The sequence below is a fragment of the Salinimonas profundi genome, assembly GCF_014750655.1.
GTDB lineage: Bacteria > Pseudomonadota > Gammaproteobacteria > Enterobacterales > Alteromonadaceae > Alteromonas > Alteromonas profundi_A.
In genome coordinates this window covers 128,832-152,545 of the sequence record NZ_JABBXD010000009.1, presented here as the reverse complement: position 1 = coordinate 152,545, position 23,714 = coordinate 128,832, and the positions used below count along the sequence as shown (strand labels likewise).

Below are 23,714 nucleotides of genomic sequence, written 5' to 3'. Positions count from 1 at the left end.
AAGTTTGAAGGTATCACGTAGCGTCGCTACCAGTAACTAAAATAAATTCATGGTAACGAATGTAAACTTTTGTGATAACAAACATATTCTTAATTTTTTACCGATGCCTCTTTAATATAGCGGGTCATACTCTGTAGTAAAGCGCGTAACTTTGCTGGTTTAATCGGCTTGCTCAAATAATTTACCCCTTGCTGCCTTGCAGTATCGAGCAGTGACTGTTCCTGATTAGCAGTAATCAGCGTTGCCGGAAGGACAATATTTAAGTGCTGACGAATGGCGTCTATCAGCTCCAGACCATTGTGATGTTCACTTAACTGATAGTCCATTAATAAAATCTGTGGTGAGAATATTTCAGCCTGAGTTAATGCGTCATCCCAGTTATCGGCGGTGACGACCTTCACGCCCCATTTTTCCAATAACGTGCGCAGCGCATCAAGATTTTCCTGTTGGTCATCGACACAGAGTACCCGTAAGCCCTGAAACTGCGCAGGCCGGCCGATGCGGTTGGGCAGGTTTTTCTGTCGTTGAGAGGCCTGCGGCAGTGACAGGGAGAAGCAACTGCCTTTTCCGGGAATGGAGCTGACACCGATAGTGCCCTTCATTTGTGTGCTCAGGCGTCGGACAACGCCAAGACCCAGCCCTACGCCCTGTCCCTGCGTGTCATTGGTTCGATAAAAGTCACTGAATATCAGGCCCTGGTGTTCTTTTGATATGCCTACGCCCGAATCATATACCTTGATAATGACCTGCTTATCATAAGCGTACACATGCAGTAAGACCCGCCCGGACTGTGTATATTTCACCGCATTGGACAGTAAGTTTTGTACCACGCGATAAAGGTATGTCTTATCTGCCATTGCCCAGCAATCATTGATACTCGCTCGCAGATATAACTGTTTTTCACTGGCCCGCATCTTCATTTCATCCGCCAGCGGTGTCAGTAAATCACGCAGCTTAACAGGTTCCAGACTGGGCTTTAATTCCCCCTGGTCGAGTCGGGCAATGTCCAGCAAGGTCGCAATCAGTGTTTCACTGGACGAGACGCTATGGGACAGTTTTTTAACGATATCCTGCATGGCGCCTGACAGGTTCGCTTCCTCCAGTGCGCTGACGTATAGCTTGGCAGCATTCAATGGTTGGAGTACATCATGGCTGGCCAGGGCGAGAAAGCGGGTTTTACTGGCGTTGGCATCTTCAGCTGCTTTGCGGGCGCGGATCAGCTCTTTTTCAGCCTCGGAGCGTCGCTCAATTTCCAGACGAAGCTCGGCATTAATCGAGTGCACTTCCTCAGTACGTTTTTTAATTCTGGCTTCAAGATCGATATTAGATTCTTCCAGCGCCTGCTGAATCTCAATGTGGCCAGTGATATCGGTAAAACTGGTAACAAAGCCACCTCCAGGGAGCGGATTACCTACCATTTCGATGACCCTGCCATCGCCGCGCTGACGCGTAAAGCGGTGTTGGGTGCCGGCACGCAGGTGCTCCATGCGCTTTTCCACCTGTTCGTCGATATCTCCGGCGCCAAACTCCCCCTGCTCAGCATTATATTGCACCAGTTTTTCTACCGGCGTGCCTACTGTCAACATTCCCTGAGGATAAGGGTATAAGGTGGTGTACTTTTTATTCCAGGCCACCATGTTGAGATGTTTATCAACAACACTGATGCCCTGATCAATATTTTCCAGCGAGGTGAGCAGCGCTGTCATATTAAACTGCATGGCCTGAGTGGTGTCATCGAAAAAGTTGATAACCTCAGCAAAGTCGAGCTTTTTACCCCGGGTGATACTGTCGATAAGCACCTTCGCGCTGGCTGCCCCGATTACCCCGCCCAATGCGCGTTCGCAAAACGACATGAATTCTTCATCAGGGATAGTATTACGGGGTATCTGGACATTGTTGAGTTGCTCGAAATCGGCAATGAGCTGCTCGCAGCGCCCGCTGCCCATAAAAGTAGATAACAGTGTGATGAGATCATCCGCCGTGGTCGTGATGGGGTGCTTGCCACGAGTGGTCAGGCTGGCGTCTGCCGGCGAAACAAAGGCTTCAGCCTGAATTTTATCAATCAGTCGCGCGGGCGCGAAGACGCTAAAGCCAATGTAGGTGATAATATTGGCTGCCAGACTAATCATGGCGCCCTGGCTGTGTAGTTCGTTTTGCGCCTGAGCCGGGGCGTCTGTATTAAGTATCGGCAGTACCAGCCAAAGTATCCAGGTTGTCAGGCCCACCAACAACCCCGCATATACGCCATGAGCGTGTCCCCGCTTCCAGTAAAGCCCTCCGGCAACTGCCGGTAAAAGCTGTATGACCAGTGAAAAGGCGATAAGACCGATAGAGTGTAATGACCGGCTATAGGTCATTTGCTGATGATATATAAATGCCAGTAAAAGAATTAAGCCAATAACCAGTCTTCTTATCAGGCGGATATGGCGCGTGTAATCCCGGTTACTTTGCGTGTGGTCCTTTAGCGCAAATATGCGGGGTAAAACGACATCATTGGTTAGCATTGTGCTTAAGGTGAGGGTGGCAACAATGATCATCGCAGTGGCCGCGGACAGCCCCCCGATAAAAACAATTATCTGCAGAAAAAGCGATTCGGAATACATCGCAAGTGACAATACATAGGTATCCGGCTCTACAGTACTCTGGTCAAAAAGAATATTGCCAGCCACTGCTATTACCGGAATAACAGTGGCGATAATGGCCAGATAAAGCGGAAATAACCAGCGCGCCGTCTTCAGGTGACTCAGGTTCAAATTGTCAATAATGGCAACGTGGAATTGTCTAGGCAGACAAATGACAGCCGCTGCGGCCATAATCGTCTGAGAGATAAAGCTGAACGAGCCGAGCTGCTCAGCAGCCGCTCTGGCAAAAAAGGCATCAGAGATGGATTGCGAACCTGCCTTGTCCCAGGCGGTGTAGCCAACAATAGCCACCAGTACCAGCGCCAGCAGTTTAATGGACGACTCAAAAGAGATTGCCAGCATCAGACCACGCCGGTATTCAGTGACATCGGTTTGTTTGGTACCAAAATAAATCGCAAATACTGCAATAAACAGCGTCGCCACGATAATAATCATGTGGGTATCCGGCTGCTGGGTAAGCAGCTGAAACATTGAACCAATCGCTTTTAACTGCAAAGCGATGTAAGGAATGGTTGCCAACAAAGCAATTAATGTAACCAGTAAAGCGACTGTCTGACGCTTGCCGTAGCGGGAGGCGATAAAGTCTGCCACGGTAGTGATATGCTGTTTTTTACTTACCAGTATCAGCTTTTTGATGAACCGGTAGCCAAACAGGTAAACCAGAATGGGCCCCAGCAGAATCGGCAGATAATCCCAGGAGTACTGGCTGGCCTGTCCCACAGCGCCAAAGAAGGTCCAGGCTGTGCAATATATTGCCAGTGCCAGCGAATAAATGGCCGGATGAGACGTCAGCCACCTTGCCGTGGGGGAATTGCGATCGCCCCAGCGTGCAATATAAAACAGCCCCACCAGATAAATTAGCGCCAGCGCAATCCAGCCAAAAGTCATCGTTGTTTACACCTGTTTAACATCATGGTTTAAATTCTATCCTTTATTGCTACGGATGCGCCTACGACCATCGTCGCATTTGTAGATTCCCTGACCAGGTCTAGAGTAAATAAAAGCCGCTATAGCAAAGGTTTTTTCTGTTTTCTGAGCGTTGTCGCAGAAACGACAGACCACAGAAAAAACCATTGGTTGGCGAGATGTAAAAAAGAAACAATTAATTAACCTGGTAAGAGGGGAAATATAATGGCATTTAGAAGTGACGAAGACAAAGTCGCTTACTGGAAAGAGAACCTCTCTCTTCTGGTGAAGCTGCTTATTATATGGTTCGTCGTATCGTTTGGTGCGGGGATCCTGTTTGTAGACGTGCTTAATCAGATTCAGTTTTTCGGATTTAAGCTTGGTTTTTGGTTTGCGCAGCAAGGCGCGATTTATGTGTTCGTGGCACTGATTTTTGTCTACATGGCAAAAATGAATGCGCTGGACAGGAAGTATGGCGTAAACGAGGAATAAGACCATGGATATTCAAACATTAACATTCTTGATAGTTGGCGGTACTTTCGCACTATACATTGCCATTGCGATATGGGCACGCGCGGGCTCGACGAACGACTTTTACGTTGCGGGCGGTGGCGTACCTCCGGTTTTAAACGGTATGGCAACTGCAGCTGACTGGATGTCTGCAGCATCCTTTATATCAATGGCCGGGCTTATCTCGTTTATGGGTTACGACGGTGCAGTATATCTGATGGGCTGGACCGGTGGCTATGTATTGCTGGCGTTATGTCTGGCGCCATACCTGCGCAAGTTCGGCAAATTTACTGTGCCGGATTTCATTGGCGACCGTTACTATTCCCAGACAGCTCGAACCGTAGCGGTATTCTGTGCCATTTTTGTCTGCTTTACCTACGTAGCCGGACAGATGCGTGGTGTGGGCGTAGTATTCAGCCGCTTCCTGGAAGTGGATATTATGACCGGTGTACTTATCGGTATGGCGATTGTTTTCTTTTATACCGTACTGGGCGGCATGAAAGGGATAACGTACACCCAGGTGGCGCAATTCTGTGTGATGGTGTTCGCCTATGTAGTACCGGCGGTTTTCATCTCAATTATGTTAACCGGTCATATCCTGCCACAAACCGGGTTTGGGGCCACACTCGCTGACGGGTCGGGAATGTTCCTGCTGGAAAAGCTTGATCAGCTATCCGTCGATCTCGGGTTTACGGAATATACTTCCGGAACCAAAAGTACCATCGACGTGTTCTTTATTACCTTTGCTCTGATGGTCGGTACAGCAGGCCTGCCTCACGTTATCGTTCGTTTCTTCACTGTCCCCAAAGTGAGTGACGCCCGTAAAAGTGCGGGTTGGGCACTGGCGTTCATCGCCATCGTCTATACGACAGCACCTTCACTGGCAGCATTCGCCCGTACCAACATGATAGAGACTATCAACGGGCCTGAAATGCAGGGTACAGAGTATGCCGAAGCGCCAATGTGGATTAAGAACTGGGAGAAAACCGGCCTGATCGAGTGGAACGATCAAAACAACGACGGCAAAATGTTCTATTCCGGTGATGAGCGTAATGAGATGGTTGTCGACCGCGATATTATGGTGTTGGCAAACCCTGAAATTGCGAATTTGCCAGCATGGGTAATTGCACTGGTTGCCGCTGGTGGTGTGGCTGCCGCACTATCAACATCGGCCGGGCTGCTGCTGGTTATCTCGACATCGGTTTCGCACGACTTACTCAAGCGAAACTTTGCGCCGAATATTTCTGATAAAGCAGAATTGCTTTATGCAAGGATGGCCGCCGCCATTGCGATACTCATCGCCGGCTACTTTGGTATCAACCCTCCCGGATTTGTGGCGCAGGTGGTCGCCTTTGCCTTTGGCCTTGCAGCGTCCAGCTTCTTCCCGGCTATCATCATGGGCATATTCAGTAAGCGCATGAATGATAAAGGGGCTGTGGCCGGAATGTTAGCGGGGATTACCTTTACAGCGGTTTACATTATTTACTTTAAATTTGTTAACCCTGAGGCGAGTACGCCAGAGAACTGGTGGTTCGGTATCTCACCTGAAGGGATTGGTACATTAGGGATGCTGGTAAACTTTGTAGTGGCATTCCTGGTCTTTAAATCAACCAAAGAGGCACCTGAAGATATTCAGGAGCTGGTGGAAAGCATACGCTACCCGAAAGGGGCAGGACAGGCTTCCGCACATTAACACGCAAAGCCCGCCGTCAGGTGGGCTTTTTTCCTTAAGGCAGGACGAAAATGATGGAAACAGCTTCACCGCAGCTGATTGATTTTCTTTCCCATGCTGCTCCATTTGAAAACCTTTCAGCCGATGCGCTTAATGCATTAGTGAGTCACACCAGTATTATTTATCTCTCCGCGCAAAATGTGTCATCGCTTATCCCTGGTGACAGCACAGATTTGTATCTGATTGAGAACGGGCAGTTCACGGTAAAAAAAGGGCAGGGCAGTGCACAGCATTTGTCCGATGGCGACTTTTTTAATTACTCGGCGCAAATTGATGACAACCGCGATCCACTTAGCATCAGTGTTGATGAAGCCGGGCTTGTTTATATCATCAGCGCAGAAGGCTTTAATGAAGCACGACAAAATGCAGATGTAGAAGTTTTTTTCAGAACACTGGAAAGTGACACGCTACAAAGTCACGCATTACAAAGCTCTAATTCAATGTGGCTTTACAAGCCACTTCACGAGGCGATAACGCAATCGCCCGTTACCACGACGGTGGACACGACTATCCATGATGCAGCGCAAATTATGTCCGGGCACGGCGTGTCGTCACTTTTGATTGTGAACAACAATAAGCTGGCAGGGATTGTGACCGATAGAGACCTGAGAAATCGCGTAGTGGCGGCAGCACTTGATGTATCGCTGCCAGTCAGCGAGGTAATGACACCCGCGCCCGCTATGATTGACGAGCAGCAAACGTTGTTTGATGCGATGACACTGATGACGGAGCGAAATATTCATCATCTGCCAGTCACACGAAAGGATAGCCGTGAGCCAGTAGGTATTATTACCGCCTCTGACGTCATTCGTTTGCAAAGGGCGAATGTGCTGTTCATCATCGGAGAACTGGTAAAAGCGTCCAGCTTGTACGAATTATCTCGTCTGGCCTGGCAGATACCTCACTACTTTGCATCGCACGCGAAGCGGCCCGGCGATTTCGATATTGCAGGTAAAGTGTTATCGCAGGCAACAGACATAATGACCCGAAAGTTAATTAACTTTTATTGCCGTGAACATGGTGAGGCACCGATAAACTGGTGCTGGCTGGTGTATGGCTCTCAGGCAAGGGAGGATCAGACCATGGGCTCAGATCAGGATAATGGTTTGTTACTGGCGAAGACGCCGGATGATGCCCAAAGCGCCTGGTTTGCAGGTATGACTGAGTATGTATGTAGGGGATTGGCTAAATGCGGGATAAAGCTGTGTGATGGCAATATTATGGCCAGCAACCCGACATTGCGGTTATCGTTATCTCAGGCAGTTCAAGAAGCGCAGCAATGGGTCTCGCAGCCTACGCCCGCCGCTATTCTCGAATTCAATATATTTTTAGATGTGCGGGCGGTGGCCGGCGATCGTCAGCTATTTGAGGCCCTGCAAAAAGCGCGACTGCCGATGTTCAGTGACAGCATTTTTCTGGCTGCGCTGGCGCGCAGTACCGCAGACATGGCAGTGCCGCTTTCGATGTTCCAGAAATTTGTCTTTTCCAAAAAGGCACCTGTCGATGGTGCTATCGACATTAAAACCGGGGCAGTGGCAATCATTAATAATCTGGCCAGGCTTTACGCGCTTGCTGCGCAGCTTTCTATTAGTGGCACCGCGTCGCGATTCAATGCACTCCCGGCTAACAGCTACCTGTCACAGCGTGATGCCAGAAATTTAAAGGATATCTGGCTGTTTCTGGGACGGCTACGCTGGCGCCATCAGCTTACCAATAATGCGACAGATAATTTTGTTCGGGTCAGTCAATTATCCTCAATTGAAAAGCATCAGTTAAAAGCAGCGTTTAAAACAATAAGCAGAGCGCAGCAGGCAGCTATTATGCACTTTAGCGGTGGCATGGGATGATAAACTGGATACGAGAAATGCTTCACCTGGGCAATCATGAGCACAGTGATGACGAGCGGATAATATCGCCGCTTTTAACCGCTAAAATGCTTGCCCTTGATTTTGAGCTGACCAGCCTGAACACCGAGCGCGCCCACATTACCTCTGTGGGATGGGTTGCCGGGACCGGGGGGCGAATCGAACCGCGTACCAGCTTTTACACAACAGTTAAAACTGATCAATCATTGGAACAGAGTCCGGTGATTCATGGCCTGACAGACGCTGTGCTGGAAAGCGGTAGCAAGGTCAGCGATGTTACGAAGCGGCTTTTCCCGTTGCTTGGAGTGCATATTTTGCTATGTCATCACGCATCGCTGGAAGTCGGTTTACTGAATCGTCTTACGCGTCGGTTTCAGCTTTGTGAAACCACGCTGGTGGTTGTCGACACCATGCAGTTAGCCAGATATTTATTAAAAAAGCAGGGAAGCACGCATCCTCAAACGATGCTTACTCTGGATAAGTGTCGAAAGCGCTATAAGTTACCCGATACGCCATTACATGACGCGCTGTGTGATGCGCAGGCTTGCTACGAGCTATGGCTGGCACAGTTAAGTGAATTAGGGGTTCCGGTGGATGCGCCTGTAACTGCGTTGTCGCACACTGGCGCGCTGACGGTGAAAAAAATTGGTAAAAAACGCGTATAAGTGATTGACAAGAAGACGATGCTTGCGTAAATTGCGCACCCACAGCGAGACAGACATTCAGATTCTGTTGTAGTTGGCCCAGGTGGTGAAATTGGTAGACACGCTAGCTTCAGGTGCTAGTGACCTCACGGTCGTGGCGGTTCAAGTCCGCCCCTGGGCACCATCCTTTCTCAGATTTTTCCCTTAAGTTTAAAAATAAAATCACGCCAGAAGTATAAGCTCGGCGGACTAATCCAGCCAAAAATCACAGATTTTTGTCGTTCAGCTGCGCGCAAAGCGGTGCTTTGCCTACTTCGCTTGCTTCACCCGCCCCTGGGCACCATCCTTTCTCAGATTTTCCCTTAAGTTTAAAAATAAAATCACGTCAGAAGTATGAGCCCGGCGGACTAATCCAGCCAAAAATCACAGATTTTTGTCGTTCAGCTGCGCGCAAAGCGTATGCTTTGCCTACCTCGCTTGCTTCACCCGCCTCTGTGTAATACCTTTTCAGGATTGCTTTTTCTAATTGCTACAGCAAATCCATTGACTCTGCTATTTTGGCGATGACGCCATTTCACAGGGGTTGTTGTAAAAAAATAAGACTTGGCGGGAATATTGCGCTGCTGTTATCTGTTGAGAAGCAGCCCGAATCATTTTCGAAAAAGCGCGCTCACTTGATAGACAAACGATTGAGAGACGCGCGGAGTCTGATTTTCACAGACCCTTCAGAAGGTTAGGTCTGAAAACACTATTATGGTTAAAAAATGCGCGTATTTTCTCGCATACACCCTTGTCTGATGCCATACCCATGTTTAATCTAACTCGCTTCAATTTTTCTGTGTGCCCGATATATTTACAGGCGTAAACACACGGGGTAGCAGTATGCAGATCAACACAAATCTTAAGAAGCAGGATTACATCGATGCCTACAGGGAGTTAGTAGCCTTTCTTTTCAAACATCCAGTCGTTGCAGGCGTCATCGCATTGTTATGCGTGGGTGTATCTGTTGTACCCTTTGCCGCATTCCCGTTGAAGATGGGCGCCTACTCGTTATTAATCTGGCTGTCTGTCGCTGTCATCACAACACAGTACAGAACGGGCTCACTGCAAGGCTTATTGAGCGAACTGGCATTCCAGCAAAAAATCATTCTGCCGGCTACACTGGGTATCACTGTTTTGAGCTGGGCAGGTTACGCGGCGGCCGGTTTTCTGTTGGAAGCGGCTCAGCTTTCTCAGTTAACTGATGCCTCCGGTAACGTGTCGTCGATGGATGCCGTAGCGATTGGTGGCATCATTATGACGGCAAGCGCTATTTGTGTCAGTCAGGTTCTGCCACTGGTACTGGCTTATTTCTGTCACGGGCTCAGCCTTTCACGCCAGCAGGGCGAAAAAATCTGGCTTAAATTGCTATTTAACCACAAAGCATTTTTGGCATTTCTACCCATAGCACAGGTTATTCCGGTAGGGATGATGTTACAGATAGACATCAGTGCTGTGTTTTTACTGGCCGCGACGCTGTATTCAACATTTATCTTTTTTATTGTTTTTAATATCCAGCCTTCAGCGCCTCAGCGCACGCAGTCTTTTGACATGGTCGGCCAGCACTAATTGCTGGCGGGCTGTCTCGCCTGCTGGCTGAATTGCTGATATTCCACTACCGCGACTTTATACAATTCTTCTGCCTGAGTACTGTTATCTGTAAGGGCCTTCTCGAGGTCGCCAAGGCAACGATGAAGTCGTTCTGCGCCGACCTCTCCTGCGCTCCCTTTAAGACCGTGGGCGGTTGCCCGCGCCTCTGTGTAACGTCCCAGTTGTATATCCTGACGTATCTGCGAAAAGCGCTCTTCAGCCTGACTAAAGAAGATTTCCAGAATGCGGTTCAACAGTGTCTCGTTATTCATTAGACGCCGCAGGGCGCCATCGCGGTTAAACGTAATGAGAGCGTCTGACATCAGACCTGTACTCCGTTATTCATAAGCTAATTGATTGCGGCCGGCATTTTTGGCTTTGTACAAAAGCTTGTCTGCTTCGGCGATAACAACTGTCGCGGATTCACTGATACCCGACTGATACATCGCAAGACCGATGCTTACCGTAATTTCACGAAAGGGTGAGCCAATATGAGGGATGTGTAAGCGTCGCACCGTTTCCAGCACACGGTTACAAACGATTTTGGCACCGTCGATATCCGTGTTTGGTAGCAGCAGCAGAAATTCTTCACCGCCTACTCTGACAACTCTGTCCATGGGACGAAGCAGGGCGTCATTTACCGCCCTGGTGAGCCGGCAGAGACATTCGTCGCCAGTCAGGTGACCGTATTCGTCGTTGTACTGTTTGAAAAAATCGATATCAAGCAATGCTATCGACAGTGGCAGAGATTCCCGCTCGCACTCTTTTACAATAAAAGGCAGACGCTCTTCCATATAATGCCGATTGAAGGCACCGGTCAGTCGGTCAGTATAAATAAGCTGTTCCAGCAGGTCGGCCTTAATTTTATGATTGAGCTGCGTTTTAACGCGGTTTCGAAAGGTGGTTGCGTTAATGGGTTTGGTGACAAAGTCAACGCCACCGGCTTCCCAACATTTTTCCTGTTCTTCATCACTGTCTGAACCGGTGACAAACATCACCGGAATGTTAGCGGTTGACTGGTTACTGCGCAGGGCTTCACATAATTCCCGGCCACTCATTTCAGGCATGCTGACATCACTGATAATCAGGTCAGGTAATTGCGCCGCGCAATAGTCCAGCGCCTCTGTGGCACCGGCAACCGCATGACACTGGGTTATGTCTTCCAGTAAGGAGGTCATAATTAGGCGGCTGGTGGGTTGATCATCTACGATGAGAACGGTGCAGGCATTTAGCGTGCGCCCAGTATCTTGTTTTAAAATCAACGTAGCTTCCTTTTCTGCCACGCCAGCGTAAGCGGGAAATCGTTACAACTGAGCGCGCTAGTTACATCGTCATTCCACTTTAAATAAAACGAACCACTTTTTAAATAAAAACCAGGTATTTATTGTAGTTCGTTTGATATTTAACAGTAGCGTTGCACTGCTCAGAACAGCTGCATTGCGACCACCACATAAAGTGCTGCTGTAGCTAGCCAGCCAGCCAGAAAAAAGTAGCTGCGCGGACTGGGGTTCTTCTCCGTGGCAATCACGTAGTAAAGTACCATGTGAATCAGTCGAGCCGATGCATAGGTCCAGACCAGCGCTGCTAGCAGGGCGGCTTCAACGCCCACAAATATAGCGAGCAAGGCGGGTAGTACAAAGACTGAAAGGTTTTCCAGTGAGTTATGAAAGGTGCGGTGAGAGCGAAAGACAAAAGACTCATGGCTTAATCCATCGTCGAGTTTGCCGGGCACGGCGTGGTCTGACTTCCCATGAGCAGCTGCCGCAATAAAGTTTTGTACAAATACCGTCAATAAGATGACCCATAGCCCGGTCATGGTCCACCAATAACTTTCTATCATCATTGCCTCTTTTTACTTTTTGTCCATCACTATTCAAACGCGTTCATAAGTGGGGTTATTGTGCTCTATGGGAGTAACCAATGGTATTGGTTAGCACTGAAATCTCTTCAAGATAATTTCGCTGATTTTCCCTCATTTTGATGTTTTTAATCATAGTCAGATTTCGTAACCATGGGTAAAGATACAGATCGGCCCAGCTCAGACTGTCATCGTGTTGAGAAGGCAAGACGATATCAGTCATCTTCGAAAGTGTTTTTTCAATTTCTGCCTGATACGTTTTTGAATTATCCATTGCGGTGTCAAAGCTCATGCCTAATAAGGCTTCCTTCTCACTTTGATAATAGTTTCTCGCGGACTGCGTGGAAAACTCCGGCTGCTTTATCAAAATTGTTCGAGGAAATAACATGGCATCGATGTCATTTTTAATTTTATGCAGCGCTTCAAGCTGCTCATCATGATTAACCTGGTCTGAGATAAACTTTTTATCGCTAAAGGCCTGTAGCCGATTAACAATTTGCTCGCTGTCACTGATTGCTGTGCCGTCTTCCAGCTCCAGAATTGGGACTGACTTTTTGTTGATCAGCCGCATTGACGTTTCTTCATCATTGTTAAGCAGGTAAACTTTCTGGTGTCTGATATCAAGATAATTCGCGACCATATCTGCACGCAGACAAAACGGGCAGTGCTGATATTGATAAAGGGTAATCATAATTGCTCCTGATGAGCCGGTCGAAGTGACAAAAAAAGAAATGTATCGAATATAGTGCCTACGCAGCGAAACGGTTATTAGTACACTTCATGGGAAAACTTCATGCCTGATGCGCATCTGCTGACCGTGTTCATCATTGCAACGCTCACATTAACGCTTTCGCCAGGGCCGTCGAATTTGTATATCGTCGCCAGCACCTTAAGCCGCGGCTGGCAGGCTGGCGTTTCGGCAGCGCTTGGAATGGCAATCGGAAGCTGCATTTATGTCATGCTTTCGGCTGCAGGAATGTCAGCGTTAGTACTGAGCTTCCCAAAGACCTTTTTGCTGATCAAGGTATGTGGCGCGCTTTATCTGATAGGATTGGGCTGGGTAACCATTCGCCAGGCCAATAAGGGTAAAACCGATGCGATTACGACCGGTTACAATGATGAAAACACCAGAGAGAACCTGCTGCTTCAAAGTCTGGTCGTCGAGTTGACTAATCCAAAAACGGTGCTCTTTTTCATCGCGTTTTTGCCGCAGTTTACACAAGCCGGCGCTTCGGATATTCAGCTTCAGTTTTTGGTGCTCGGGGGACTTTATACGTTGCTCGCTTTTGGCTCTGATCTCTTCGTGGTCACGGTGGCGAAAGGGTTCTCGACACTGCTCAAAACCAATAATCAGTTAAAATTCTGGCAAGATTTGCTGGCAGGATTTGTGCTGGCCGGACTGGGAATATTTATAGTAATAAATGAATTGTATTTTGTTATGCAATAATTGATACAGGCCCCTCACTGCATCATATTCCATTTTGTTGTTCCACCAGCGTGAGACAATGCATGAAAAATGGCGCAGTGAGAGAAGGCAGCCTGGAAAACTTAGTAACTTTTCTTCGGCATGATAACTTTATCGATGGCGTGAATCACACCGTTGGAGGCTTTAACATCTGCTTTGATAACGGTGGCATCATTTACCATCACTGTATCGCCATCCACCGTAATTTCAATGTCACTTCCCTCTAAAGACGTTGCGGCGTCCATGTCCATTACATCACTGGCCATGACTTTTCCTTCAACGACGTGATAAGTCAGTACGTCTATCAATTTTTCCTTATTTTCCGGCTTTAACAGCATATCCAGCTTATCCGCCGGTAGCGCCTCAAAGGCTTCATTGGTTGGCGCAAATACAGTCAGGTCACCGGAATCTTTCAACGTGTCGGTAATGCCCGCTGCCTGAATAGCGGTAACCAGTGTTGAAAATTGTGGGTTGGATTGTGCTGTGGCCACAATGTCCATCATGTCTTTGTCTTTATGATGATTGGCAAACGCAGAAGCACTTAGTGTCAGCGCAACCGCGGATAGTGCTGCGCTCGCAATATACGAAGTTTTCATTTCATTCTCCTGAAATAGAATACATTAGATGTAATGCACACATATCTACGGCATGGATAGACGTTAAGTTTATGAACATTTATTAACCAATAGCGTCTATACTAAAAAGGTTGTGAACTTTTTCAATGCCAGGGCTGGCTCAGGAGGTCGTTATGAGCCTATGGATAAAGCTTTGGTTTATTACCGGCGTGCTGGTCTGCGGAGGCTGTGCCACGCAGGGTGATCGCAATGCCGACGCAGCGCCATCAGCCAGTGTGTTCAGAGACGACTTATTCCCCGCGTACATGCTATCGTCAGTAGAAGAGCCGCAGACGATTTTTGCGCTCGACAGCGATGCGCAGGCATTCGTTAACCAAACTCAGTCTGAAGTACGTACACCGCGGGAAAATATTCGTAATCTCGTCAATCAAATCTTTGACCATGCGGCCTTAGGCCTGAGCTATCAAAGTGCTGCCAACACCATTGCCAGTGCAACGTTTGAGCGCAGTCAGGCGAATTGTCTTTCACTTTCTATCATGACCTATGCCATGGCAAAGTATGCTGGATTGTCGCCGCAATTCTATCAGGTTAATATTCCTGAATACTGGACCAGAAGAGAGGGCGTAAACCTGTTGAACGGGCACATCAACCTGAGGATCAGCCCTTATAAAGCACCCAATGATATTGTGTTTTCCGAAGCGTATGCTGACGTTGATTTTGATCCGCAGGAAGTTCGTAACAACTTCGTTCGTGAGCCCATTTCCCGCACGCGTGTGATCGCCATGTTTTATAACAATAAGGGAGCGGATGCGCTTCTGGCAAATAGTTACAGCGACGCATACCGGTACTTTAAGGCGGCAGTTCAGACTGATTCGTCCCTGTCACAGGCATGGGTTAATCTTGGTGTGCTATATCGTAGACTCGATGCGAATGATTCAGCATTGGCCAGCTATCAACGGGCGCTTAAAGAAAATCCGCAACATCTGACTGCATGGGAAAACCTCTCGATTCTTTATGCTGCTACCGGGCGAAAGGATGAGGCTCAAGCAATTCAGAACCGGCTGGCACGAGAGCGTCAGGAGAATCCGTTTTACCATACGATGTTGGGTGAAGATGCATTAGCTGCAGGGGCTCCCGATAAGGCATTAAGCCATTTTCGGACGGCGCTCAGACTCGACCGTCATCAGCATGTGATTTATTTCGGGCTGGCCAAGGCATACGCTGCATTGGGGAACACCGCGAAAGCGCGCACTCAGCTTGTCAAGGCTGCAAGATTAGTCCCTGATGAAAATATAAAAGCCAGGTATCAAAGCAAGTTATTTGCGCTTCAGTCATCCTGAGAACCAGTCAAACCACGCTTATCAACAAAAAAGGCCCGTTTAAGGGCCTGTTGAGAATCAGATAACACCAAGCTCTTTCAGACGTTCCTGAAGATAAGAACCTGCTGTATGTCGTTCAGACAATTGCACATCAGGCCGCGGGTGTAAGAATAACGGCAGCGAGATGCGCGACTTGGTCATATCGGCGTTTTCAGGGTTGATGACCCGGTGCGACGTTGACGGGAAGTAATGACCTGACGCTTCCTGAAGCATATCGCCGATATTCACAATTAAATTACCAAAGTCACAGGGTACGTCTAACCAACTACCATCTTTAAGCTGGACCTGTAATCCTGGCTCATTTGCAGCTGGTAAGATAGTGATCAGGTTAATATCTTCATGCGCCGCTGCGCGTATCGCCTCAGGTTCTTCATCACCGCTAAGGGGAGGGTAATGCAACACCCGTAATAAGGTCTGGTCACTGTCTTCGATCATTTTTGACAGCGCCTGACTGTAGTGTTTGCTTACATCTTCCGGTGAGTACTCTTCTATCCAGGAAAGCAACTCACGGGCAAGCTCATTGGCCGCTTTGTAATAGTCTGCCAGCTGCTGACGAAGATGTTCAGGACATTGTCCCCAGGGATAAAAATGAAAATATTCCTTGATATCTTTTTTGGTAAATCCTTTCGCCGTTTCAGATACACTTTGTGGAAAAAAGCCATCCTGAGTACCTTTATTGTAAACATACTCGTGCTTTACTTCACTGTCGAAAAATGCTTGCCAGGCGTCGTAAATATCCGTAACCATCGACTGCTGAATAGGATGGTTTTTTAGTACGCCAAAGCCGGTCTCGCGAAGCGATTCGACAAACTCTTTTTTCGCGTTTTCTGATGTATAGTCAACAGCAACTAATTGCATAACGGTGTCCTGTAAAACTCGGGGGTAATGCACTAAGTTTACCCCAATATACAAAAACGGCGACCAGTGTCGCCGTCTATAATAAGGCTAATGTATTAAAACCTGACTGTTTAGTCCAGTTTTTTCCCCTGTGAATGGCTACCCCAGGGAGAGGTAGAAGCCCGCCAGGGCTGCACTCATTAAGTTAGACAATGTCGCAGCAATAACGGCTTTAAGGCCTAATGCGGCAATTTCTTTGCGACGGGTCGGTGCCATCGCACCAATACCGCCCATCAGAATGGCGATGGAGGAGAAGTTCGCAAACCCACACAGTGAGAACGTAACAATCGCCTGCGAGATTGGTGACAGCGCATCCTGATTTGCCACATAATCCAGGTATGCAACAAATTCATTCACGACTATTTTCTGACCGATAAAACTACCTACCAGTTGCGCTTCACTCCATGGTACGCCCAGCACCCACGCTAAAGGCTGTAACAGAAAACCCAGTATTGCCTGGAAAGACAGTGCTTCGTAGCCGAACAATGCGCCAGCCCAGCCAATAATCCCGTTTAGCATGGCAATCAGAGCAACAAAAGCCAGGAGCATCGCACCTACATTCAATGCCAGCTGTAAGCCTGACGCTGCGCCACTGGCCGCCGCATCAAAGACATTAGCATAATCAGTATCTTCCGCTTTGATGTCGGTCAATTCATCATTGGCTTTCTGGGTTTCCGGCAACATAATTTTTGCCATTAGTAAGCCACCGGGTGCGGCCATGAAACTGGCTGCCAGCAAGTATTTTAGCTCAACCCCCATACTGGCATAGCCTGCCATAACGGAGCCGGCGATTGATGCCAGTCCTCCCACCATGATGGCGAATAACTCAGAACGGGTCATGTGAGGGATAAAGGGGCGAACAACCAGGGGCGCCTCTGTCTGCCCGACAAAAATATTGGCGGCAGCCGACATCGACTCAGGACGGCTGGTGCTAAGCAGCTTTTGTAACAGCCCACCAATTAATCTGATCACCCAGCTCATAATGCCAAGGTAGTATAAGACGGCAATCAGCGAAGAGAAAAATACGATAACGGGCAGCACGTTAAAGGCAAAGATAAAGCCAAGGCTTTTATCGCCGACCGGCCCGAATATAAAGTCGATTCCTTGCTGGCTGTAACCAATGATGTTACCGACAAATATGGTCATACCGTGCAGAAACTGTATGCCCGGTTCAAAATAAAGAATGAACGCGCCAATGGCTGCCTGAACAGCAAAAGCACCACCTACGGTACGCCAGCTGATGCTTCCTTTGGCAGACGACATTAAAAATGCGACGCCAAGCAGACATATCATGCCCAGTAAACTTACCATAGTAGGGTCCCTTTCTTATTATAATAGCGCTTGCTGTATATGAGACTTGATTACGTCCAGCGCAATCTGGTTTTTACCACCCTGAGTGACCACCACATCAGCAGTAAACCTGCTTGGCTCAATAAACTGATGATACATGGGTTTGACCGTTTTCTCGTACTGTTTGGCGACAGACTCCAACGTACGTCCACGCTCTTTAACATCACGCATCATGCGACGCATCAGACAGATATCCAGTGGCGTATCAATGAAAATTTTCACATCAAAAAGCGGTAATAATTCCGGGCGAGCCAAAAGCATGATGCCTTCCAGAATAATAACCGGCGCGGGTAAAAGACGCTCAGTTTCCGGCAGGCGGGTGTGAGTTTTAAAACAATAGTGCGGGTATTCTATAGCTTCACCCTCGCGAAGCGTTTGCAGGTGTGCCTTTAACAGCTCATGCTCAAACGCATTGGGGTGGTCATAGTTATTTTGTTCCCGGGCTTCCATAGGAAGATGATCCTGGGCGCGGTAATAATGGTCTTCGCGCAAAATCTGGACAGGTTTACCCTGCACCGCAAACGCTTTGAGCAAATTTTCGGTAAAAAGTGACTTTCCAGAGCCTGAAGCACCGGATATCGCAATAATTAATGGAGATTGCATAACAATAGGGGGCTGATTTTCCTGACGCAAAGATACGCAATTGCACCGTATGAATCAATCTTAAGTTCGTATTTATCTATTAGTGGAGCGTTTTTTGCGTGTCAGGTTATCCGGACAAATGCATGCGAGTATCTGCTTGAACCGGCAATCCCATTGTTAGTTACCAATAATTTCAATATCTTGCGTACTGATATTGGTCAGGGCAAATGAATGTTGCTTAGAGCGGGAGCCCTCACCCTGAGCGCGTGGCGGATAAAATTTATCTTTTGCTTCAGCAAATGGGGCGAAAACATCTTCAAGCGCTGAGCGAATTTCGCTCAGCGTTTTGTCGAGATTGGCATTGAAGTCCGGACGTTTACGTTTGGTATGACCCAGTTCTATGAGTCTGGCAAATACAGTGTTTGCCATGAGGGTCAGCTCCTGCGGTATGTCGGTATGATGCACAAGCTGCGCATCGGGGTGTTCCACACAGTACTTAACCAATGCAACATAGAAGCAAAAAGGTTTGTTTTGCATGGTGGCTTCTCTGTCATCTACACCATTGCGTATGGTTTTGCTTTTCAGGTCAATAACAAGGTGGGGTATTGCCTCGGGCACTGACTCAGCAGATTCACTGGCGATAAGGCGTTTCTTGTTTTGCCGGATTCTGACAATAACAGGTGTCACTGCGACAGTAGCAAGCAGTGCCAGAGGGGTGAAAGAAAATGCATGCCACCAGGGAATGACAGAGAGCTTCACCGCCAATGTTTGTTCAGCAGTATCCATATTTATCGCAGTAATGTGACCGTACTGCTTAAACGGGGCGCTGGCCATGACATTTTGCAATGAAATAACCGACACGGGCGTGCCTGCGTCTTCAAGTGTGGTATTTATCCGGCTTATATAGCCTTTAACTTCCACCTCATCCACGGGCGTACCCAGCATCTTATTGCCCACATCCAGATAAGCGGAGTCCAGGCCAATGCGCCTTTCTATCTGGTCTATGGCCTTATGTGTAGACACATACGTACCTATCGCCTGGCCGGTCCCTGTGGCGACCTGAAAGATAATGAATAACGCAACAGCGATCCCGGCTACTTTCAGCCATTGCGCGTTGTTGGTAAACGTCTCAAGTCTTTTCACGCTGGCATCCTTTGGCAATATCAACATTCTGATAATAACTTTTTTCGCTGGCAGCCGCTGTTTTCGCTATCGCTCGTTGCAATGCGCAACGTAAATCGGTGTTACGTGTCTGCATTTTTAAGTACCAGCGCATGCCGCTTACATTATCTTCCAATGGCGTGGCGTAATTTTTTGATAGCGAGCGATCGTCATCCTCGCTCCAGTAAGAGGAAATAACATCCACTTCTCCGGCTAAAAGCGCGCTGCGTAATGCGCTGTGCGAGCTGTATTGGTGTAGCGAAAGATTCTCATCATTGAGGCCCAGTGTCTGGAGTGTTGTTTTGGGCACAATATAGCCTGAGCGACTACTTGGGTAATCCAGAATACCTATCCGTTTGCCAATGAGGTACTCCTTCGATAATTCAGGCTTCTCTCTAAGCGCAATAAAGTAAGCACTGTAATCTTCGTGCGCTGCAATTACCTCGTAATCATAAATAAGATTTGCACCAAAGGCTTCAATCACGTTGCTCTTCACCAGGGCGAGATCGGCGACTCCATGATTAATATAGCGGAAGGTATCGTAATCATTGTGACCCACTACCAATCTGACAGTGCCGAACTGGCGTGCCACAACAGGATTCTCGCACAAGTTGTCCCGTAGGGATTTGGCAACAGCATTCTCAGTCAGATAAATATTCAGTAAGTCTTTATTCGTAGAAAGTGATGTCTCGCAGGTTAAAAATTGCCCGATTTGCGGTGGTATAGAATCAAAGGCAGAAAGTTTTTTGAAAAAACCAGCAGCCAGACAAAGTCCGGCGACAACAATGATTAGTACTGTCTTTCCAATTCTGAACATAGGCGAAGCAAAAATGCAGAAGGTGATTTCTAGTTTTATTTGTAGAGGGGATTTGACCAGTTAAGCTTATTTGATGCAACAGGTAATCTTACTTTAGTAAAGTAAGTTGTTGTTAAATGGTGTTATTTTATTAATAAATTTGAATGATAACAAACGCTGTTTATTAGATGTACATGCGTTAAAAATATGCCCCGCCTTAAATGAGGTTGAACGGGCTATCGGTTGTAAGCGGGAATAAGGTGTGTGTAATCGCGCAAGTGCTCGAACTACCACATACCATAAGATATATGTACGCGATAAAAAGAAAAAAGCGTCATGTTTTTGCAACATTTCTACTTAACAATCTGCCGCGAACACATTCAACACATTGGTTATTAAATCAGTCAGCTGATTGTAAATACCTTTTATATAAGAAATAAGGGAAACACACATGATCTCCAAATCTAAGTTCAGTCGCGTCGCGGTTGCGGTGGCGTTGTCAGTAGGCATGGCCTCTACTGCAATGGCACAGGAAACCTCCTCAGCGATGAAGGGAAGAATTACTACGCCAACTGGTACACCTGCAGCGGGTACATCAGTTACAGTAATTCACGTTCCTTCTGGTACCACTCGAGAAGTGACTGTTGGTGAAAACGGCACATTTAATTTGCGTGGTTTGCGTGTTGGCGGTCCTTATCAAATTGTTGTTGATTCTGATACTTACCAGGACACCACAATTGATGATATCTATATCAATCTGGGCGACCCCTACGGCCTGGATTTGACTCTGGAAGAGTCATCTGACATCGAAGTCATCTCAGTAAGCGGTAGCGCAATGAGCGCGCAGTATTTCGGAAGTACTGGCCCACAAACTGTTTTTGGTCTTGAGGACCTGGAAAATGCGCCTGCTATCAACCGTAGCATTACCGATATCGTACGTGCCGACCCTCGTGTTTTTGTTGATGAAAGCTTCAACGACGCTATCAGCTGTGGTGGTTCAAGCCCACGCTTTAACAGTCTGACGCTTGACGGTATTCGTATGAACGATGCGTTCGGTCTGAACAGCAATGGTTACCCAACTGAACGTATGCCTTTCCCTTATGATGCCATTCAACAGGTCGCTGTAGAGCTCGCGCCTTTTGATGTTGAGTACGGTGGTTTTACAGCCTGTAATATCAACGCGGTTACTAAATCAGGTACGAACGAAGTTCACGGCGGTGTATTCTTCGACTATACCAACGATTCTATGCGTGGTGACACTGCTGGTGGTGTTGAGCAGGACAACGGCAACTACAATGAGCGTCGTTACGGTTTCAATGTTGGCCTGCCGCTTCTTGAAGACAAACTGTTCCTGTTCACCACTTATGAAAAGCTGGAAGGCGTCCAACTGTTCAATTATAACGGTCTGAACACACGCATTTCTCAGGAAGATGCAGACGCAGCAGCTGAAATTGCACAGCGCGTTTACGGTTACGATGTGGGTGGTCTGCCAGGTTCAGCGCCTATTGAAGATGAAAAACTGCTAATCAAATTAGACTGGAACATCAACGCAAACCATCGTGCCTCTTTGGTATACAACTGGAATGACGGTGGCAGCATCAGTCAATCTGATGCAGACTCTGATGAACTGCCGTTCAGCAACCACTTTTATGAGCGTGGCGCAGAGCTAGAGTCTTATGTGGCATCTGTGTTCTCTGACTGGACACCTGATTTTGTAACTGAACTGCGCGTTGGCCACACTAAGCTGGATAACCGTCAGCAGTCTCTTGATGAAGCGTCTGGTTTTGCAGAAGTTCAAATTGATACCGTTGATGGCGGTACAATCTACCTTGGCCCGGATGACTCTCGCCAGTCAAACGATCTGAATTACGATGTGACTACCGCTAAACTTGCTGGTACTTACTACCTGGGCGAGCACACGCTGACAGCGGGTGTTGAGTATGAGAAGACTGATGTATTCAATCTGTTCATGCAGCACACGGTAGGTGAGTATCGCTTTAACGATTTGGCTGATTTTGAAGCCGGCCGTCCAGACCGTATTTATTACAACAACTCTGCAGGTACCAACAACCCTGATGATGCCGGTGCATCTTTCTCATATGACGTCACTACGTTTTATGTTCAGGACGAGTTTTATGCAACGGACGACTTAAAAGTAAAAGTGGGTCTTCGTTATGACACGTATGGCTCTGATGACACACCGCGCCTGAATGAAAACTTCCAGGAGCGTTATGGATTCGCTAACACAGCGAACGTTGACGGTATCAGCCTGCTGCAGCCACGTTTAGGTCTGACTTATACGGTTAATAATGATCTTGAGCTGCGTGGTGGTGTAGGTCTGTACTCAGGTGGTAACCCGAATGTCTGGATTTCAAACGCCTATTCAAATGACGGTGTTACCAATATTGGAACACGCGAAAGCGATATCCCAGGTTGGGTAAGCGGCGAAAGCTCGTTGTTTGACACACCGTTGTCAGGTAATGGCCAACCTATTTACGATATCCCACAGGCGCTGTTTGACGAAGTTGCCAACACCAGCTTAACAGATGGCGATGGCCAGACTAACGCAACAGACCCTGACTTTGACATTCCGTCAGAGTGGAAATATGCATTTGGTGCTACCTACCTTGCGCCTTACGATTATGTAGTTACCGCGGATGTCATTTACACTGATCGTCAGGATTCAGCAATTGTTCGCGATGCAAATATCCAGTACAGCGGCGAAACACGTTTTGATGGCCGTCCGATTTACGAGCAGGTAGATCCTGAGCGCGATGTGGGTGAAGACTTTATTCTGGGTAATGTTAACCAGGGCGATGGTGATTCAATCATCTTCTCACTGGGTGTAAATAAAGACTGGCAGAATGGTCTGCAGGGCTCATTGTCTTATGCATATGTTGATGCAGAAGATGCTAACCCGATGACCAGTGCAGTTGCATTCTCTAACTACACAAACTTTGCAACCAGTGATCCAAATAACCCGGCAGCCGCAACATCAGATTATGCTGTAGGTAACCGCTTTAACCTGTCTCTGAGCTATACCCATGAGTTCTTTGATGGTTACAACACGCGCTTTAATCTGTTCGCGACAGCGAACGAAGGTAAGCCTTTCTCGTATGTTTATGGCAATAACAGAGCATTCCCTTGGGATGAAGCGCGCTCACGTCAATTGCTTTACATACCTGAAGTAAACGACGCAAATGTTGTTTTCGTGGATAGCGTAGACCGTGACGGCAATGTTGTTCAAACCGCAGAAGAAGCCCAGAACGGCTTTAATGAGTGGGTTGAAAGCAACGGCTTTACTCGTGGTCAGATACTGGATCGCAACAGCGAAACCGCTGACTGGTGGGTAAAAGCTGACCTGCGTATTTCTCAGGAACTGCCAGGCTTTATGGATGATCACAAAGCCAGTGCTTTCATCATGGTAGAAAACCTGACTAACCTGTTGAATGACGACTGGGGTGATTTCCGTCAGGGCTCTTTCGTTGGTGATACTGTTGTTGAAGCAGACTTCAACGAGCAAGGCCAATACGAATACAGTGCATTTGGAGCGCCAGAGCAGAACCTGCAACGCGGACCTTCACTGTGGGAAATCCGTGTAGGTATCAGCTACGACTTCTAAATGCTGTAAAGCGATAGAAATCAAAAGGCCACCTTAGGGTGGCCTTTTTTATTTGTACCGATATGCACATAAAGCTGATGCTCAATTGATAAGCATATAAG

At 47.6% G+C, this 23,714-nt stretch carries 19 protein-coding genes and 1 tRNA gene; 9 read left to right on the top strand and 11 right to left on the bottom strand.

What is annotated here, in order from left to right; translation table 11 throughout:
* Positions 1 to 89 precede the first annotated feature (89 nt).
* Positions 90 to 3,530, bottom strand: a complete 3,441-nt coding sequence (locus tag HHX48_RS14770; protein ID WP_191026195.1) for a PAS domain-containing hybrid sensor histidine kinase/response regulator — start codon at positions 3,528 to 3,530, stop codon at positions 90 to 92.
* 243 nt (positions 3,531 to 3,773) lie between these two features.
* On the opposite strand from HHX48_RS14770, the gene HHX48_RS14765 reads away from it, so the two are divergent.
* The 6 genes from HHX48_RS14765 (at position 3,774) to HHX48_RS14740 (ending at position 9,907) form a co-directional block, all read left to right on the top strand.
* Positions 3,774 to 4,040: a DUF4212 domain-containing protein gene (locus HHX48_RS14765; protein WP_191026194.1), complete on the top strand. Its 267-nt coding sequence runs from the start codon at positions 3,774 to 3,776 to the stop codon at positions 4,038 to 4,040.
* A 4-nt stretch (positions 4,041 to 4,044) separates the two neighbouring features.
* Positions 4,045 to 5,751, top strand: a complete 1,707-nt coding sequence (locus tag HHX48_RS14760; RefSeq protein WP_191026193.1) for a sodium:solute symporter family protein — start codon at positions 4,045 to 4,047, stop codon at positions 5,749 to 5,751.
* A 53-nt stretch (positions 5,752 to 5,804) separates the two neighbouring features.
* Positions 5,805 to 7,637 (top strand): DUF294 nucleotidyltransferase-like domain-containing protein, encoded by a 1,833-nt coding sequence (locus HHX48_RS14755; RefSeq protein WP_191026220.1) that lies wholly within the window; start codon positions 5,805 to 5,807, stop codon positions 7,635 to 7,637.
* Entirely contained in the window at positions 7,634 to 8,320 is a 687-nt protein-coding gene (locus HHX48_RS14750; protein WP_191026192.1) for a 3'-5' exonuclease, read from the top strand. Before HHX48_RS14755 ends, HHX48_RS14750 begins: the two co-directional genes overlap by 4 nt.
* Before the next feature lie 76 nt (positions 8,321 to 8,396).
* Positions 8,397 to 8,483: transfer RNA gene (locus HHX48_RS14745), tRNA-Leu, on the top strand.
* Positions 8,484 to 9,181: 698 nt separating this feature from the next.
* On the top strand, positions 9,182 to 9,907 hold the full coding sequence (locus HHX48_RS14740; RefSeq protein ID WP_191026191.1) for a hypothetical protein: 726 nt from the start codon (positions 9,182 to 9,184) through the stop codon (positions 9,905 to 9,907).
* On the opposite strand, the gene HHX48_RS14735 is transcribed toward HHX48_RS14740, so the two are convergent.
* From HHX48_RS14735 to grxB, 4 genes are all read right to left on the bottom strand, one after another.
* The gene (locus tag HHX48_RS14735) at positions 9,904 to 10,251 is read right to left on the bottom strand and encodes an Hpt domain-containing protein (protein ID WP_191026190.1); all 348 of its coding nucleotides are present in this window, start codon (positions 10,249 to 10,251) and stop codon (positions 9,904 to 9,906) included. The two genes, HHX48_RS14740 and HHX48_RS14735, sit on opposite strands and share 4 nt — an antisense overlap.
* A gap of 15 nt (positions 10,252 to 10,266) precedes the next feature.
* The gene (locus HHX48_RS14730; protein ID WP_191026189.1) at positions 10,267 to 11,190 is read right to left on the bottom strand and encodes a diguanylate cyclase; all 924 of its coding nucleotides are present in this window, start codon (positions 11,188 to 11,190) and stop codon (positions 10,267 to 10,269) included.
* Between the two features lie 161 nt (positions 11,191 to 11,351).
* Positions 11,352 to 11,771, bottom strand: coding sequence for an MAPEG family protein (locus HHX48_RS14725; protein ID WP_397541094.1), 420 nt, complete (start codon positions 11,769 to 11,771; stop codon positions 11,352 to 11,354).
* 52 nt (positions 11,772 to 11,823) lie between these two features.
* On the bottom strand, positions 11,824 to 12,477 hold the full coding sequence (gene grxB, locus HHX48_RS14720) for a glutaredoxin 2 (protein ID WP_191026188.1): 654 nt from the start codon (positions 12,475 to 12,477) through the stop codon (positions 11,824 to 11,826).
* A 102-nt stretch (positions 12,478 to 12,579) separates the two neighbouring features.
* Here grxB and HHX48_RS14715 point away from each other — a divergent pair, with 102 nt between their 5' ends.
* A complete protein-coding gene (locus tag HHX48_RS14715; protein WP_191026187.1) occupies positions 12,580 to 13,233 on the top strand; it encodes a LysE family translocator in 654 nt (217 codons plus the stop codon).
* Between the two features lie 101 nt (positions 13,234 to 13,334).
* On the opposite strand, the gene HHX48_RS14710 is transcribed toward HHX48_RS14715, so the two are convergent.
* A complete protein-coding gene (locus HHX48_RS14710) occupies positions 13,335 to 13,847 on the bottom strand; it encodes a fasciclin domain-containing protein (RefSeq protein ID WP_191026186.1) in 513 nt (170 codons plus the stop codon).
* 152 nt (positions 13,848 to 13,999) lie between these two features.
* Here HHX48_RS14710 and HHX48_RS14705 point away from each other — a divergent pair, with 152 nt between their 5' ends.
* Positions 14,000 to 15,166 (top strand): tetratricopeptide repeat protein, encoded by a 1,167-nt coding sequence (locus HHX48_RS14705; RefSeq protein ID WP_191026185.1) that lies wholly within the window; start codon positions 14,000 to 14,002, stop codon positions 15,164 to 15,166.
* 57 nt (positions 15,167 to 15,223) lie between these two features.
* Here HHX48_RS14705 and HHX48_RS14700 read toward each other — a convergent pair whose 3' ends face one another.
* The 5 genes from HHX48_RS14700 to HHX48_RS14680 form a co-directional block, all read right to left on the bottom strand.
* A complete protein-coding gene (locus HHX48_RS14700) occupies positions 15,224 to 16,063 on the bottom strand; it encodes an isopenicillin N synthase family dioxygenase (protein ID WP_191026184.1) in 840 nt (279 codons plus the stop codon).
* Positions 16,064 to 16,201: 138 nt separating this feature from the next.
* Positions 16,202 to 17,413, bottom strand: a complete 1,212-nt coding sequence (locus HHX48_RS14695; RefSeq protein WP_191026183.1) for a NupC/NupG family nucleoside CNT transporter — start codon at positions 17,411 to 17,413, stop codon at positions 16,202 to 16,204.
* A gap of 18 nt (positions 17,414 to 17,431) precedes the next feature.
* Positions 17,432 to 18,055 (bottom strand): uridine kinase, encoded by a 624-nt coding sequence (gene udk / locus HHX48_RS14690; RefSeq protein ID WP_191026182.1) that lies wholly within the window; start codon positions 18,053 to 18,055, stop codon positions 17,432 to 17,434.
* A 156-nt stretch (positions 18,056 to 18,211) separates the two neighbouring features.
* Positions 18,212 to 19,177, bottom strand: coding sequence for a hypothetical protein (locus HHX48_RS14685; RefSeq protein WP_191026181.1), 966 nt, complete (start codon positions 19,175 to 19,177; stop codon positions 18,212 to 18,214).
* Positions 19,164 to 20,012 carry a PhnD/SsuA/transferrin family substrate-binding protein gene (locus HHX48_RS14680; protein ID WP_191026180.1) on the bottom strand — a complete coding sequence of 283 codons (849 nt, stop codon included), beginning with the start codon at positions 20,010 to 20,012 and terminating at the stop codon, positions 19,164 to 19,166. The genes HHX48_RS14685 and HHX48_RS14680 overlap by 14 nt, the downstream gene beginning before the upstream one ends.
* A 430-nt stretch (positions 20,013 to 20,442) precedes the next feature.
* Between HHX48_RS14680 and HHX48_RS14675 the strand changes: the two genes are divergently transcribed.
* Positions 20,443 to 23,613, top strand: coding sequence for a TonB-dependent receptor (locus tag HHX48_RS14675; RefSeq protein ID WP_191026179.1), 3,171 nt, complete (start codon positions 20,443 to 20,445; stop codon positions 23,611 to 23,613).
* Positions 23,614 to 23,714: the final 101 nt, after the last annotated feature.